A 15,382-nucleotide genomic window follows, 5' to 3' on the forward strand; every position below is an offset into this window, starting at 1 on the left:
CTACCCGTAGTAGGCTTCGTATTTGAAATAATCGTAGCCGTAGCTAGACTGATAGCTGTACTTCTTTGCTTTGTTGGAGTTGAAGTTGTTCAGCACTACTCCAAGAATGTTCGCGTTTGCTTTCTCCAAAAGATCAGTTGCACGTTCAACTGCAAACCGGTCTGTCCGATCCCAAAAGGATACCATTATGGTGCCTTGAACCATTCGAGACAGCACGCGACTGTCGATCACCGGAAGGACAGGCGGGCTATCGATCACCACCAGATCAAACGTTCTAGAAGCCGCATCTATCAAAGATTGCATAGCCATCGAAGAGAGGAGTTCGGCTGTTTCCCAGAGATCATTTCGTCTTGGAGCAGGCAGGAAATAGAGTGACGAGTTCGGCTCTTTCCGAACTGCATCCTTGATGTTGAACTCACCTGTCAGAACGGTCGCAAGATTGGCTTCTGTCGAGCCCGCCAATGCCGCTGTTGAAACAGGGTGACGCATGTCTGCGTCAATCAAAAGAACGCGCTCACCTGTTTTTGCTGCGTAATGCGCTAAGTTCAGAGCCACAGTGGACTTACCCTCGCCTGGAAGAGCAGACGTAATCAGCAGTGTTTTCAGAGAGTTATCGACATTGGAGAACCGGACACGGGACCGCAATACCCGCACCGCTTCAGCATACTGGCTGAATGGATTTTGCGAGGCATACTCCCAGATTCCCTCCGGCAGCGTGCGTAGCTTGGCTCTCGCTTTAGAGTTTGCCGAGTACTGCGCACTCTTGAACCCAAGGCGAGCTTTCAGGTTGTTCCAAACGCCAGCGATCGTCCCGCCCTCTTTGTTGATGCTAGACGAATGCTGGTCGATCATTGGCACTGTTGCAAACAGTGGCAGGCCAAGCCTCTCCTCAACATCTTCATGAGACTTGAGTGTGTAGTCGAAGAGTTCCAGAAGAAGGGAAATCACAACACCGACGACCAATCCAAGTAAGAATGACAGCACGACGAAGAGCTTCTTGTTTGGATAACTGCGTGCGACCGGCGGTGTCGCCTGCGTTAGGATCCGACTGGTGATGTTGTCCATTTTCTCAGATTCCTGCGTTTCCTTGAACCGGTTCAGGAATGACTCGTAGAGAGTTCGATTGGCTTCTGCCTCACGTGTAAGCTCACGCAGATAAACAAGGGCCTGGTTTTCTGAGCTTGTTACATTGCGAAGTTGTTCAAGGCTGCTTGAGATAGACAGCTCACGGCTTTTGGCAACGGCCAGTTCGTTTTGCGCTGTGTTGACGATGCGCTGAAGTTCCTCGCGAATCTGGCGATTGAAATCAGCAAGTTGGGAGCGAACACTGACGACTTCCGGGTGTTTCTTTCCGTACTTCACCACTAGCTCAGCTTCTCGTCGAGCAACTTCTGATGCCTTTGCCCTGAGCTGAGTAATAACAGCCGACTGGGCGGCATCTGCAAAAGATGAGGCCGAGCCACCTTGTTTTCGGACTTTAGCTATCTGGTTGACTTTTGCCTGCGCCTCAGCCGTTTTTGCGCGGGCTAGAACAAGTTGCTGGTTGAGAGTTGCGATCTGCTTTTCATTGAAGGTGGCACCATCTGCAACTTGCAGATTGTTCTCGTTTCGGAAAATCTCAACAGCCTGCTCAGATTTGCGTACTCTCTCCCTCAACTCCGCCAGTCTAATACTGAGCCATTCATTTACACGGCGCGTTGCATCGTATTTGGTTTCAAGCTGATCCATCAGGTAGGCATTTGCAAAGCCGTTCGCCAGTTCTGCTGCCAGACTTGGAGATCGGGCTTCGTACATAACATCAACCACGGTTGTGTTACGACGAAGCTTTACATCCAAGCCGGAGAGTACTCGTCTTGAGAGGTCTGAAGGATCACGTCCATAGGCTGTAAAGGTCTCCGCCTCTTCAGCTCCCATTATCTTCTTTAGAATGCCGTTAATGAGGGACGGTGTCGGCAGGAACTCAGGAGAGTTCCAAAGGCCATGCTTATCGATGACGCGCTCAGCTACAGCATTTGAGCCAATTATCTCAATCTGGCTTTGCAGCACTTTATCATCAGAGCCGAAGCCGCTGAGGACAGCTTCAACATCCACAATGTTCGCTGCCCGGGTTTCGATAAGAATAGAAGTGGTCGCGGTGTACTTGGGTGTGGCTATAAGAGAGATACCCGCCCCAACGATTGCTGCAAACAACGCACTGCCGATGATAAGCGTGGCATAGCGCTGGATAAACTGCAGAACTTCCCGCAAGTCGATTAGTTCTTTGGGTTGCTCCGCAGGAGGCGTGGAAGTTGACGTTGCCGCGTTAGTACTCTGCATTAAAGTTGACCCCTAACAAATGTCTGTCGTAGCTCACGCCAGGCCGATCAGAACTAAGCCTCTCGTATTCGTATGCAGCACCCAACTTCATGTAGCGATTGACGAAATAGTCCGTCTTAACCAATGCTCTGTATCTGTTATCAACGCGGTTGACTCCAAGGTAGTCTTCGCGTGAGTAGATGAAGGCGGGTGAGAAGATCCAGTTTCTTAAGAACTCATAGTCGACAGCGATTTCTGCATAAGATTCCAGCTGTCCAGCAGAACCAAAGACATAGCTTTCTTCAATGGATTGAAGACCGATGATGTTCACGGTCACCAGTGCAGTGGGTGTCCATTGAAGTTCAACGTTATAGGCAAATGTCTGAATATCCTGACGAGTTTCCAACTCGTAGTCCTGACTGAGATAACCGACACCCGCAGATCCATGAATGGTCCCGCGCATGTCAAACTCCATTCCAGCTAAGAGTTCGATACCATTTGAATCGCGATTGCTTGATCCGGTGTCGCGCCAGTTACGCTCATTGAACTCAGCGCTGCCATAAAAGCTCAAGCCCGGGAAGTATGCATAGGAGACCTTGGCAATAAGATCATATCGATAACCATCGCGATTATCCTGATCCAGCACATCTCCATCGACGGATTCGACGTATGATAATCATAGTGACTGATTGAGCCTGTTGCTCCCACAGTCACGCGATTGAATGTTTTCGAGGCTCCCGCATATCCGCCATAAACATTATAGCGAACCCCAGTCTTAGAAGTGAGCGGAACATCATTGTCTCCCAGTTCATCCTGATTCAGTTCAATCCTTCCGCCTAAGTTCAGCGCAAGGTCATTCAGCACATCGACGCGCCCATCAGCGAGCGCCCGTCCTGAAAGAGTTGAGGCATTGGCATCTTCAAAGACATAACGTTCCCGTGCAGAAAGGTAGAGATTGAGGCTGTGTCTGGAGAAGTCGGAGTTCACCGCAATAGCGGGCGAGATCAGGCCAACAAGACTGCCCTGCATGTTGTTTTGCTCTTGGTAGATATTGGAGTCGTAGTAAAGGCCTGAAGTAAGCGTGGGCATGATAAGCCAGCCAGGGAACCTCATCCCCTGAGCATCATATTCAGGCCTTGGCCGCATTCTGACCCGGTATTCTGAAAACTTACCCAGCATCACTTTAGTGCCCTCTTCGGCAACAGATGCATCCGAACAGAGAGCAGCCAAGCCTGCTAGCAATATGGGCCGTATGCTTCTCATCCATGCACCAACGGTTGAAGTAAACTTCGAGCAACATCAATTCGGGCTTGGGAGGCTAAACCCGCCTCCGCTCCCTTTTCCTGTTGTGGGAGCATCACGGGTTCTGGCTCCAACTTGCAGACGGGCACCTGCGACAACACCTGATCCACGCGTGGCAGAAACTGCATTAAATGCTGTCTTCATCGAATGGCTGGAATTGACAATGGCTTGCTCCAACGTGTTCATTCCATGAGCATCACCGGTGCTCATCATGGGTTGGAATGCCATGTGTAATCCCACACCCATTTGCTCGGCCTGCGGACCAGAAACAAACCAGGAAAGCCGGGAAACTGCGTGTGCCATCGATGGATCGCTTGCTACAGCTTCACTGATTGCTTGCGCAAACTCAGGAGTTGCTATGTGCGGGCTGGATTGCATCGCATCTCCCAGCATTTGAAGATGGCTGTCCTCCGCAGTGCTCGCGAACTGAAGCATGAGGCCAACCGATGAGACGGGATCAGCCATGACTTGCTCCACCATTGCATTTGCTGCATCTGGCACATCTTGTGCTAGCACCGACGTTGCCCAAAGAGACAAAGCTAGTGAGCTCGCACCAAGGCAGAGCAATAGGCTTCTTTGCTTCATTTCAAAACATCCAAATTAGCGTCAAATTTCCAACTGAAACAGTTTCAGACAAGCAGTCCTGCATGCCGCAATAAAAACAGCAGGTTCTGGAGAACAATGCTTTCGCAGCTTCTCAGAACTTAGGCTTTCCGCCAGCACCAGACGGCGCCGACGAAACCTTACGCAAACTACTGAGGGTACTCATTTGAGGCGGGAACACGGCGCGTGCGCCGCTGGATTTCTCATGGGGTTGGCAGTTCAATGGGTTACTCAAACTGCTCTGTGACGATCTCATCTCCACGGAACTCAGGCATAGTTGCATGGCCTACAGCGTTGATGCCTTCACGCCTGAAAACGATTATGAACGTAAGAAAGATGATCTTAAGGTCCAGCCAGAAGCTCTTGTTCTCGACATACCAGACATCAAGCTCAAAACGAGATTCCCAGTCGAGGCTGTTTCTGCCATTGACCTGGGCCCAACCAGTTATGCCTGGCTTCACCAAATGTCGACGCAACTGACGTTCTGAGTAGAGCTCTAAGAATCTTGCAAGTTGAGGACGTGGTCCTACAATCGACATGTCGCCCTTCAAAACATTAATGAAGCCAGGCAGTTCATCGATGCTCCAAGCACGGAGAAACTTGCCAAAGCGTGTTAAACGCTCAGCGTCTGGCAGCAACGCGCCATGCTCATCGCACTCGTCTGTCATGCTTCTCAGCTTGTAAATCTGGAAATTTCTACCAGCCTGCCCCGTTCGTGTTTGCTTGAATATTATTGGTCTTCCGAGCTTAGCTCCCACAAGCAATGCGGTAATCGCCAGAATTGGCAGAGTGATAGTTAGGACTGCCAGGCTGAACATAATATCGAAAGCCCGGGTCTTGTAGTCTTGGTACTTCATTTAACAACCCCTCAGAATAATTGAAGGAAATGCGTAGTATTCGCCGCATTTGCCTCCTCAAAGGAGCCGCCCTGATACAAATTGCTTTTTATGTACTCGCTGTTTGCTGAGAATCACTCTTTCGAAAATCAGGAAGAAAACAAGGGCATGAAACAAATCGCTCCCTCTTAGCTGTGAGTTGGAACAAATTGCTAGAATAAACCACCAAACCCGCAGTAGTCGTAAATACACCCCCGAATCACATCACCACTGACGCTCAGATCTACTAGAGCAGAGAAAAAGCACGGCTACGCCATAACTCATGATTGATATCATTGCTTGTTTTTACTGGGATTTTAATGAGTTTGAGCTTGTATACTTGAAGGTTTGACTGAACAACGAGAACGGAAGTGAGAGTGCCAAACTAGTAGATTTCTACTCATTCCCTTTATTACTACTTTTTTTTCAGTCCATGATTTTAGATGCAGTGATTTTTCAACGATTGTCTTGGCATTTATTTTCAGATTACGTTTCTAATCGACTCACCATGCAATTGTGAAAACCCTTGCATGACAATAGCTTATCAGCAAATCGACTAATCAACGCCACACAACATTTGAGTGGCGGTGCGGTAGCCGTTGTTTTTCAGGCTCTAAAATGAAGCTTCCATCAGTTGATGGACACCTACTTATGGTTCCTTCAACTCAACTGATCGACCGACTTCAATGCACCAATTTACCGAACATCCCTAGTCACTCTTGAGGTAGACATGATTGCTACTGTCGAAAATGATCCCAATCATTGGTTTCTCGTTCAGCTGAAACCCAACGGATTTGACATGGCGCTGCGCAATTTACTTAGGCAAGGTATCGCCTGCTTTATGCCCCTTCAACGAGGTGGAACTTCGCATGCTTCCAGAGGCAAAACTGCGCGTCTACGGCCTCTTTTTCCCGGATACCTATTCGTCAATTTTGATCCACTCAGTGGCAAATGGCAGTCGGTAAACAATACCAAAGGCGTGACGCGACTGGTCGGGTTCGGGAATGGGCTACCTTCGCCAGTTCCTGCAGCACTTATAGAAGGGTTGCAGGCTCGCTGCGACAGCAAAGGCGAGCTGTTACCGATTGATGATCTGGTCGTCGGAGAGAAGGTTCGTATCGTTGCCGGACCATTTGCAAACTATATCGTTGAAGTAGAAAATCTGCCGGACACAACACGCGTTGGTGTCTTGTTTGAATTTCTGGGCAGAACGGCACGCGCCACAGTTCCTGCAAGAGACCTTATCCGTTGCGGGAGTAGAGCTGCCTGAGATGGCACCCCTTCTAGATTTTCACTGCGTTGCTGATAGTCGCTGGCTAGCCTTGTTGGCATTGCGGCAGATATATCCAACCTACTCACCAAAACGTAGAGCTTTGTGGTTGCTGAACGCGCTTAACCAGATCAGCCTGCGACAGCGTCCAATAGGCTTTAAGCTCCTTACAGATTTTGAGCTCAGCCTTCTTCCAACCTTGAAACAGAGCCAGACACGAGCATTTCTTCTACACAAGATGTTTCAGAATGAGCGCGTTTATATCTTTGATTTTGAACCCGAAAACCAAATGAGTTCGGTTACCAAGCTGGCTCGGAGTAAGCGGGCTTCTCAAGGATTGGAGCGAGAGGCAAAACATTTAAGCGAAATCGCCGAGCACACAACTCTTTCGGTACCTGAAGTCCTCAAATTTTCCAGATGGGATGAGGGCGCTCTCCTTCAAGTAAGCGCGGCTCCAAAAGGCTTTCAGATTTATGACAAGACCTTCCCGGTTCCACAGAATTTGCTAGAGGCCATCAGAAAGCTAGATACACGGTCCCAATTACCTGCAAAAGAGTTCTCTTTCTGGAGGCAAATGTTCGGCCGGATCACAGAACCATCCCTCAAGGCCCTGGCTGATAACGTTTCTCCTGAGCGGCGGTTTGCAGTTGGAGCTGCGCATGGAGATCTGGGGTCTGAAAACATCTTCACACGCGGCCCTTCCAGAAAGCTTGAAGATTTTCTGGTGATCGACTGGGAAGCCTATGACAGCAGAGCACCAGAACTGACGGATCAGGTTGGCTTATGGCTCGGTCAACGACATCGCAGTTTCAAGTCAATGAGAAAGCCAAGTAGAGCTGCCTTAGCTCATGCCTTTCTAGAGGATTTTAAAGCGAAGAGCGGTGGCATCGAGGCTGCATTACTGGCACTCACATACCTCGCTTACAACGGAATCGATTTGGCACAGTCCTTAATTGGAGATACCGGAGAGCTAAAGCAAACACATGATCCTGCTTGATAATATCATCTTCGAACTTCAGCGTTTTGGTGGCATTTCTAAGTACTGGGCGAAAACTATCGAGCGTGTTGATGTCTCAAGTCTCAACATTTCCTTTCTTGAGAGTGAGAGAGCCTCCCAAAACTTCTTCCGCTCAGGTCTGCAATTGATCCATCCGCAACAGGCTGAAGATGGCGGACAAGTAATGCGCCGATTGACCCGTTCAAAACAACACTGCGATATCTTCCATTCAAGCTATTACCGCACCTCCCGAAACGCACGAGCTAATGTGGTGACAATCCATGATTTCATGAATGAGAAGTATCCGACCAGCTTGCGTGATAAGGCCTTAGCCTATCTCAAGAAGCAAGCCTGTCATCGCGCAGATGCCATTGTCGTGGTTTCTGAGCAAACCCGTCGGGATTTACTGGAAGCGTATCCATTTGTAGATCCAGGCTGCGTTCACGTGACCTACAATGGTGTTGATGAAGAGTTCTATCCTGAGTCACTAACCAGCTCTTTTGAAGTTGGCGAGAACACCTTTAATCCACGAGAGTACTTTTTGTACGTGGGCACTCGAGGATTTTGCAAAAACTTCCCCTTTGTGCTGCGTTTCATGAAGGAAGCCAAAGCTGAAGGCTGATCGCACCACTCATTCTGGTTGGCGGAGAACCGCTCTCTCCCAGTGAATGGGCAGAAATTGAAGCCTGTGGCCTCTCAATCAAATCAGTTCAACACCTAACCGGCATCTCAAATGATGTTCTGCGGCGTCTTTATAGCAACTGCCTGGCTCTACTTATCCCGTCTATTTATGAGGGGTTTGGCCTCCCTGCTGCTGAAGCTGCCCGCTGCGGTGCGCTGGTTCTATCAGCACGTGGCTCAGCACTGGATGAGATAGTCGGTGAAACGGAATATGCCTTCGAGCTATCTCTGAAAGGTGAGGCATCCCGAGTATTACGGCTAGGTCTTCACAATGCAAATGCTGAGCAGGAACGGAAACGTTTGCAAGTCCGTTCATTGATGTTCGACTGGGATGCTTCAACCACGAAGTTGATGGAGATCTACAATGACCTCTAACTGCGCCTCACAGGAGAAACTTCCGATATCAGTGGTCATTCTGACCAAAAACGAAGAGGACACAGTCGAAGGCGCAATCGCTTCTGCAAAGGCAGACTTTGAGGAGGTCATCGTTCTAGACAGTTACAGCACAGATCAGACTTCAGAGCGTGCAAAATCTGCAGGAGCTGTCTTTGTTCAGAACACTTTCGAAGGCTATGCCAGTCAACGCAACTTTGCTCTTAAAACCATGAGGCACCGCTGCAAATGGGTGTTCTTCCTGGATGCAGATGAACGAATTTCTTCAGAACTCATCACTGAGCTTCGCGAGAATTTCGCTGAGAAAGCCGCTTCAGTCGGCATGTTCTATCTGAGACGCAAGGATATGTTTGGGGGGCGCTGGATTCGTCGAAGCTCTGGTTACCCAACGTGGTTTGGTCGACTATGTCATGCTGATTTCGTTCATGTAGAACGCGAGATCAACGAGGAGTACCACTGTTCTCGTCCAACCGACCGGCTTGAAGAGCATTTGCAGCATTACCCTTTTGCAAAAGGGCTTTCCCACTGGCTGGAGAGACACAACAGATACTCAAGTGCAGAGGCTTTTACCAAAGCGACCCCAAACAACAGTAGTGCAAGTAATCCTTTGATGAGATTGATTTTCTCAAGTGATCCGGGACTTCGACGAAAAGGGCTCAAGCAAATCTACATGAGCCTCCCCTTCCGGCCTTTCTTCGGATTTCTATACCTTTACATTCTGCGAGGTGGTTTTTTGGATGGGCTCCCGGGATTACGCTTTGCATTGCTGAGAGCTTTTTATGAACTGATGATTTCAATTAAGCTCGATGAGATCCGTTCAAACACGATTCCAACTACTACGAAAACCGCAAAGACTAAGCTCTCGTAATGGCGCGCGCGCGATACATCATTGTTTTAGGGCCAGATGGAAGCGGTAAGACAACGGTCGCGGATCAGTTGGCTCATACCCTTGATATTGAGGGCCATTCCGTAACGCGATTAAACTTCTCATTTGGTATCCTCCCATCCATCTCCACGATGCTGAGACGGACCTCACGCAGCCAGAAGCCCGAAGGTACAAGAAATGCAGGTATGGTGAAGCCACTTAGTGTGAGCCGAGCCTCACTATTAGCTTGTTGGTATGGGCTGGATCATATGCTGGGGCATGTCTATCTGAAGTTCTGCCCCAGAAATGAGATCATCATTTTTGCGCGGTCTTATCATGACTTTTTATATCAACGCGCATACATCAATCTGCCACGCATTATTCCTCGCTTATTTATAGCTCTTGGACCAAAGCCAGATTTGCTTACAACCCCTCTGCGAGATCCCAACGTCATTCACGTACAAAAGCCTGAACTAACAGACGTAGAGATTAAGCAGCAATATACTCGCATATCCAAACGGATGCACCGCTACCGTTACTTCTCAGGTGTCGACGCGACACGCGGGATAAAACAGACCGTTCTGAGCTTGAGGGCTTTGGCGAAGATATGAGTGCTTCTCGTGCTGTTCTATCACTTAGCGAGCAGATCTTTGCTTCTGGCTTCAATTTTCTCCTTTTTCTGTGTGTTGCTCGTTTGTTGAGCGGCGAGGAATTGGGCATCTTCACAGCAATGTTCTCCCTCAACCAGAGCTTCTCATTCTTTCTTTTTGGCCTGGTCTTGTTTCCGGTATCCTCAGCTTCTGGAGCTGATACACCCAAGCAAATCGGGATTGCCCTAGTGCTGCTGGTAATCCTGCTTTTGGGATTTGCACTGCTGGCGCCACTAACAACTTACGCCTTTGATAGTTTGAAAGATCAAGCCAGTTTGCAGCTTTGGGTTTTGTCTGTCAGTTTCTTTGCTGGACAATGTTGCTATGAGGTGGGTCGTTGGCTTTGCATTAGATTGCACAGTGTTTTAGCTGCTTTGCCAGTGACCCTTCTTCGGTTTGTATCCTTCTTTACTGCGCTTTATTTACTCTCATATTGGCAACTGAATGCAGGACATGTGATTGTTTTACAAACATGTATCAGCCTGACTGCAGTTGGGTTTTATGTCTGGCTGCTGCGAGGTTTTCGGCACGAAATTGTTTGGGCTCTACCTGATCGAGTAACCTTCAAGCATTTAGCAACCTTCGGAAATTCAGTTGTTTCATTTGTCGCCAACTTCATCGTTGTCTCTCTAGTCGACAGAGGCTTGGGCGGTGGGGGACTTGCTGCTTTTCAAGCCATTCGTTCTGCAACCAACCCGATTGGTTTGGTCAGCCAGGTGCTCGACAACCATTTTTCTGCAGAGTTTTCTCGATCCGGACAGAGAATGAGCTTTCATAAGCACATTCTTCTCGTTGCAGTCTCAGGGGCAATTTTGCTGTTCCTGCTTTCGTTTATTTTTGCGAGAGAAATCACCGACATTCTCTTTGCCGGACGTTTTTCTGAGTATTGGATTTTGGTGCCGCTGCTATTTCTTGCCTCTCTCTGTCATGCATTAACGCGACCAGTTTTCGTTAGCTGGAGAGTGAGCAACAGCACGAAGTCATTAAACACCTACAGCTTTCTGATTTTGATCATTGTAATGCCAGTCTTAATCATCACCGGCCTAACAGGGCATAGCTATGTAATGATTGGTGTGTTTGCGCTCTTACCGATGACTGCATTACTCATCGAGCTTATTCGTCATCCTGCAGAAAATGGGAGATTAACCCAATAAAAGCCTTGATGTCAGACACCAAAATACTCGCACCTGCGCTCCTCGCAAGGATTCTTGGTTCCCTTCGCAAGACAGTCGTTTTTGTTGTGCTTCGTAACTATGAGAACTTACCGTCAAGTTGGGGGAACGACATCGATATTCTTGTCGCTCCGGAAGATCTGACACGAACTCATGCGGTTGTCATTGAAGAGATGAAAGCGAGTGTATTATCAGGCATCAAGATAGAGAGCATGCAGCGGTTTAACTTTCGGGCGACGCGCGTTGCTTGTCATGATCGTGAGCTTCACATCGATCTCTATTCAGCAATGAGCAAAGCGTGGCTAACATATGCGAGCACAACGGTTATCTTAAGAGAACGCAAAAAAAATCATGGTCTCTTCGATACGCCTGATCCTTTACACGAACAACTATTGATCGCAGCAAAAGAGCTTTTCTCCTATGGGCAAATACGTTCTCGATATCACTCAGGATTAACTGGTCATGATTTCGACAAAGCCATTTGTGTTGCTCAGGAGCTGTTTGGTGATCGGATTACGAAGGATGGGCGCGAGTTAATAGCACGTGCACTCGTGGATCCCTCTGTGAAGGGGCGCCCTCAACCAAGCCCACACAATTGGTTTCAACTTATACAAGCATTGCAATGGGTCAGACAGCGGCATCAAGGCTGGGTACCAGCTTAACTCAACTGCCTTGAACCTGGCACTGTTTCGCAGGTGTGTTCACTCATGGGAGTGATCTTCTCCCAAAAATTGTATTGAACTCTAAGTCCACAATCTCAAAGAGATCGCATCAATTATCATGCAAATAAGACGCCCTAAGGCCATAAGCTTTGCCGCTCTTGTAGTGATGTTCCTGCCGATCATCAGCATCTCATTAAACAGTCCGCTGATCACTGGAGAGTTGCAAAGCCTAATCTCATCATCACGCCATCTTTTGATCTGGCTTGCGGCAATCAGCGTGTTGCTTAATGCATCATGTCTAAGACATACCAGCATCTCCAAAATTGTTGGTGTACTTCTGTTTGCCTCAGTGATCTCAGTCGGAATATGGCTCACAAAGTATGTCAGCAGGGCAGACGTTAGATTGTATGGGCTTTACGCCAGCGTGGAGCCTGTTGCTTTTATACTATCAGCTGCCGTTCTTGCTGAACGACTGAAGGAAGACAGGCTGATTGCCCTCGGCATCGCTTCCTTATCTCTCTCTTTGATAACTTTCTTCTTCTTCCATGTTGCCAATGATCTACCATTGCAAACAAACATTTATGGCAGAACGCGTTGGACTTTCGGTTTTTTACATCCGGGCAAACTAGCTCAGGCCCTGTTCTTAGTTATCGTTTTTATTGCAATCTACCCGAGGCAGCTGGCAGCCAGAAGCACAAGGATGGTTTTCTTTGTGATGACCGTAGGGTCAATCATTGGCATTTTGCTCACCAATACGCGGCTCTTTTCACTCGCTTTGCTTATCTTTGCGACATTCAGATTTGCAGAACGGGTCAAAAAAGATCAGGCGATCTATTTGCTTCTCTCCGTCTTTTTTATCTTTGCTTTTGTCGGTGCAGTCATTGCATCCGTAACTTCTGAGGAACTCCTCAGCTTTCTTACCAGCGGACGTTTCTCCTGGTGGATGCTTGCCCTGCAAACCAATCTCAGTGAAACGCCCATTCGCGATTTCCTTTTTGGAGTTTGGGGCGAGCCGATTGGCAATCTGGAAGTTGTCTATCAGAGATCTGCTGAGGCACGCGGGGCGTTCAGGGTTGATAATGCATTCCTAGAAACGTTTATTCTACAAGGCGGCATTGTTCTCACTCTCCTGATTTACGCCTTCTTTCAGCTTTCTGGCCTGCGAAAAGCATATGACCTGTTCAACATCGGTCTCTGGACAATCTTGCTAATTTTTCTTCTCTCAGAATCCGGGCTTTTCTCCATCGGTAACTTCTATGCATTCCTCTGCGTTGCACTCATTTTACATCGGATCCAGCATTTCACTCCCACACATAAACTTGCGACAAGCCCAAGATTACAGGTGGTCACACAATGAAGATTTCTATCATCACTGCCGTACTCAACCGTCATGAAACGATTGCAGACGCCATCCTGTCCACGCAAGCTCAGACATGGAGTGATCGGGAACATGTTATTCAGGATGGAGGTTCAACGGATGGCACACTTAATATTCTCCGCAGCCTTGCAGACGATCACACATGCTTGCGAAGTGAGAGTGACAAAGGAATATATGATGCCATCAATCGCGGCATTTCCCGCAGCTCTAGCGATGTTGTTGGCTTGATGCACTCTGATGATGTGTTCGCACACAATCGTGTCCTAGAGAAAGTAGCTGATGCGATGTCTGATCCCGAAATCGACGGCGTTTATGGAGACCTGGAGTATGTATCTGCCTCTAACCCACATCAGGTTATCCGGTATTGGAAGTCTGGCCACTATGACCAAGCACGGTTGAAATATGGATGGATGCCCCCTCACCCCACCGTTTACTTGAGACGCTCGGTGTTTGAACGCTGGGGCCTCTATGACACGCGATTTCGCATTTCCGCAGATTATGATGCAATGCTGCGCTACCTGGTTCAGGGGGGGATTAAACTGGCTTACATCCCTGAGGTTCTAGTCAAAATGAGAGTGGGTGGAGAATCTAACCGTTCGCTGGGACGGATCCTACTCAAAAGCCGCGAAGATATGATTGCTATTCAACGCAACTCTGTTGGAGGCGTCGGGACATTACTTTCCAAGAATTTCTCCAAAGTTGAGCAACTCATGCATAGAAGACGGACAACGTTCCCTCTCCCTCATGAAGAGATATGCGCCTAGAAATCGGATTCAACTGGTGTTCTGATGTGTGCTTGTGCTTGCTCGGTGCATGGCAGATTTTTCGTAGATCTCAGCATGATGCAAGAGCCTGGAACAAATGGCTTGGCCTAAGCTGTGAGTTGAAACAAATGGCAAGGTTATCACTCAAATTATGACGGGAAGCTTCTATAAGAAGTATCGAATCGATAAAAGAAGAAATGGAGTTTCTCGGCTCCAGGACGCAAAAATCAGAAGAAAAATGAGGCGTTAAGCCATTGCGCAAAAATACTCTCGCTATATTGCAAATGATGACCTTTAAGCGCAGATAGTCCTCCCATCACCTCGCTGGGAATAGTACCAAAATGCTCTTTGAAAAAGCGGGTAAAGCTGGTGGCATGCGCATAACCACATTCTTCAGCTAGCTCCTGAACTGAGAGTGTTTCCTGGCTGGATGTCCTTATAAGCCGGATTGCATGTCTCATACGCTGTTCACGCACACAATCATTGAAACCGCCCATAGGCTCCAGCAAGCGATAAAGAGAAGTGCGAGACATTTTCAGCTGCTGCGCTAACTCTGTGCTGGAAAAGTCTACTTCATGAAAACGCTGCCGGATCACATCCAGAGCTTTGAGTTGCCGCGCCGTGTAAAGATCTTTCTGACTAACTTCTCTTGCAGGATTCTGAAAACGGTTCAGCACATTAGCCGTCAAACCAACAAGACAGTTGATCATCAGATCAGCATCCTGCTTAGACATCTGCTCTGCCTGATCCCTAAACAACCGCAGCATGTTCACAACGGCTGCAGCAGTTGGATCAGACGTATCGACGCTGAGAAACGGATACGTGCGGTTCTCTATCAGATACGGAACCAGCAACTGTCGTGGCAAAGCAAGAGTGATTTGCCGGTACTCACCATGCTCGACCGAAAATGAATCTGCCATGTCCTGAATGATCAGTGTATCAGGCTTCAGCTTAAAGCTTTGCTGTGCAGATGTCGTCGTACACCCTGATGTATGCTCGTAAACCTGCACGAACAATACATCCAAACCATCTAATGCAACACGCTGTCGGGACCGGCTAAATGTATGTGCAGTGGCACTAATCGTAGCGATAAAGACTGGGCCAAAGCGCGTTCCTTTAACGTGGGCACGGAATCTTTCCGCCAAAGCCCCTAAAGAAGGAAGAGCCACATCTCCAGAGCCTCCCTGAACACTCTCCTGCCAGTTCTCCCAGTTCATGGACGGAATAACTTTGTGCTCAACCTGTTTTTGCAGAGTCATAAGATACCCATTCACACTTCAAGAGATCTCCCAGCGCGTGGTGGAGAGCTCAAGATCAATTCTTAGAAAAGCAAGCAACAAGCACACAATTTGAGCGTGTATAGATATGCAAAATCTCTACGACTTGTCGATCATGTATGTATCAGGACTGAATTTTCATGGGCGAGACTGTACTGAGCAGTACTCAGCCTTAGGAAACGAGAGGTTGATTTATCT

Annotated in this window: 14 protein-coding genes and 1 pseudogene; 10 read left to right on the forward strand and 5 right to left on the reverse strand. The window is 48.2% G+C overall.

The annotated features are described in order from the left end of the window. From JCM12308_RS14645 to JCM12308_RS14665, 4 genes and pseudogenes are all read right to left on the reverse strand, one after another. Entirely contained in the window at positions 1–2,316 is a 2,316-nt protein-coding gene (locus tag JCM12308_RS14645) for a polysaccharide biosynthesis tyrosine autokinase (RefSeq protein ID WP_054784261.1), read from the reverse strand. Continuing rightward, positions 2,303–3,558 (reverse strand): annotated as a pseudogene (locus JCM12308_RS33025) (outer membrane beta-barrel protein). Before JCM12308_RS33025 ends, JCM12308_RS14645 begins: the two are co-directional and overlap by 14 nt. Positions 3,559–3,594: 36 nt before the next feature. Continuing rightward, complete coding sequence (locus JCM12308_RS14660; RefSeq protein ID WP_054784264.1) at positions 3,595–4,113, reverse strand: hypothetical protein; 519 nt, start codon at positions 4,111–4,113, stop codon at positions 3,595–3,597. Between the two features lie 314 nt (positions 4,114–4,427). Then, positions 4,428–5,057 (reverse strand): sugar transferase, encoded by a 630-nt coding sequence (locus JCM12308_RS14665; protein ID WP_054784265.1) that lies wholly within the window; start codon positions 5,055–5,057, stop codon positions 4,428–4,430. 748 nt (positions 5,058–5,805) lie between these two features. Between JCM12308_RS14665 and nusG the strand changes: the two genes are divergently transcribed. From nusG to JCM12308_RS14715, 10 genes are all read left to right on the forward strand, one after another. Further along, on the forward strand, positions 5,806–6,345 hold the full coding sequence (gene nusG, locus JCM12308_RS14670) for a transcription termination/antitermination protein NusG (protein ID WP_054784266.1): 540 nt from the start codon (positions 5,806–5,808) through the stop codon (positions 6,343–6,345). 574 nt (positions 6,346–6,919) lie between these two features. Continuing rightward, positions 6,920–7,342 carry a hypothetical protein gene (locus JCM12308_RS27865; RefSeq protein WP_128647417.1) on the forward strand — a complete coding sequence of 141 codons (423 nt, stop codon included), beginning with the start codon at positions 6,920–6,922 and terminating at the stop codon, positions 7,340–7,342. Next, positions 7,329–7,964, forward strand: coding sequence for a glycosyltransferase (locus JCM12308_RS14680; protein WP_054784268.1), 636 nt, complete (start codon positions 7,329–7,331; stop codon positions 7,962–7,964). Before JCM12308_RS27865 ends, JCM12308_RS14680 begins: the two co-directional genes overlap by 14 nt. A gap of 14 nt (positions 7,965–7,978) precedes the next feature. After that, complete coding sequence (locus JCM12308_RS33030) at positions 7,979–8,398, forward strand: glycosyltransferase (RefSeq protein WP_373282374.1); 420 nt, start codon at positions 7,979–7,981, stop codon at positions 8,396–8,398. 31 nt (positions 8,399–8,429) lie between these two features. Continuing rightward, positions 8,430–9,284 carry a glycosyltransferase family 2 protein gene (locus JCM12308_RS14685; RefSeq protein ID WP_054784269.1) on the forward strand — a complete coding sequence of 285 codons (855 nt, stop codon included), beginning with the start codon at positions 8,430–8,432 and terminating at the stop codon, positions 9,282–9,284. After that, a complete protein-coding gene (locus JCM12308_RS14690; RefSeq protein WP_054784270.1) occupies positions 9,284–9,892 on the forward strand; it encodes a nucleoside/nucleotide kinase family protein in 609 nt (202 codons plus the stop codon). Before JCM12308_RS14685 ends, JCM12308_RS14690 begins: the two co-directional genes overlap by 1 nt. Further along, entirely contained in the window at positions 9,889–11,085 is a 1,197-nt protein-coding gene (locus JCM12308_RS14695; RefSeq protein WP_054784271.1) for a polysaccharide biosynthesis protein, read from the forward strand. Before JCM12308_RS14690 ends, JCM12308_RS14695 begins: the two co-directional genes overlap by 4 nt. Positions 11,086–11,093: 8 nt before the next feature. Next, positions 11,094–11,765, forward strand: coding sequence for a hypothetical protein (locus tag JCM12308_RS14700; protein WP_054784272.1), 672 nt, complete (start codon positions 11,094–11,096; stop codon positions 11,763–11,765). Between the two features lie 118 nt (positions 11,766–11,883). Continuing rightward, complete coding sequence (locus JCM12308_RS14710; RefSeq protein ID WP_128647418.1) at positions 11,884–13,122, forward strand: O-antigen ligase family protein; 1,239 nt, start codon at positions 11,884–11,886, stop codon at positions 13,120–13,122. Then, positions 13,119–13,907 (forward strand): glycosyltransferase family 2 protein, encoded by a 789-nt coding sequence (locus JCM12308_RS14715; RefSeq protein WP_054784275.1) that lies wholly within the window; start codon positions 13,119–13,121, stop codon positions 13,905–13,907. Before JCM12308_RS14710 ends, JCM12308_RS14715 begins: the two co-directional genes overlap by 4 nt. A gap of 227 nt (positions 13,908–14,134) precedes the next feature. Here the strand turns inward: JCM12308_RS14715 and JCM12308_RS14720 are convergent, their stop codons facing one another. Next, positions 14,135–15,166, reverse strand: coding sequence for an AraC family transcriptional regulator (locus JCM12308_RS14720; protein WP_054784276.1), 1,032 nt, complete (start codon positions 15,164–15,166; stop codon positions 14,135–14,137). Between the last annotated feature and the right edge of the window lie 216 nt (positions 15,167–15,382).

Origin of the sequence: Pseudovibrio denitrificans JCM 12308, assembly GCF_001310815.1 — a bacterium.
In the GTDB taxonomy this organism is placed as follows: domain Bacteria; phylum Pseudomonadota; class Alphaproteobacteria; order Rhizobiales; family Stappiaceae; genus Pseudovibrio; species Pseudovibrio denitrificans.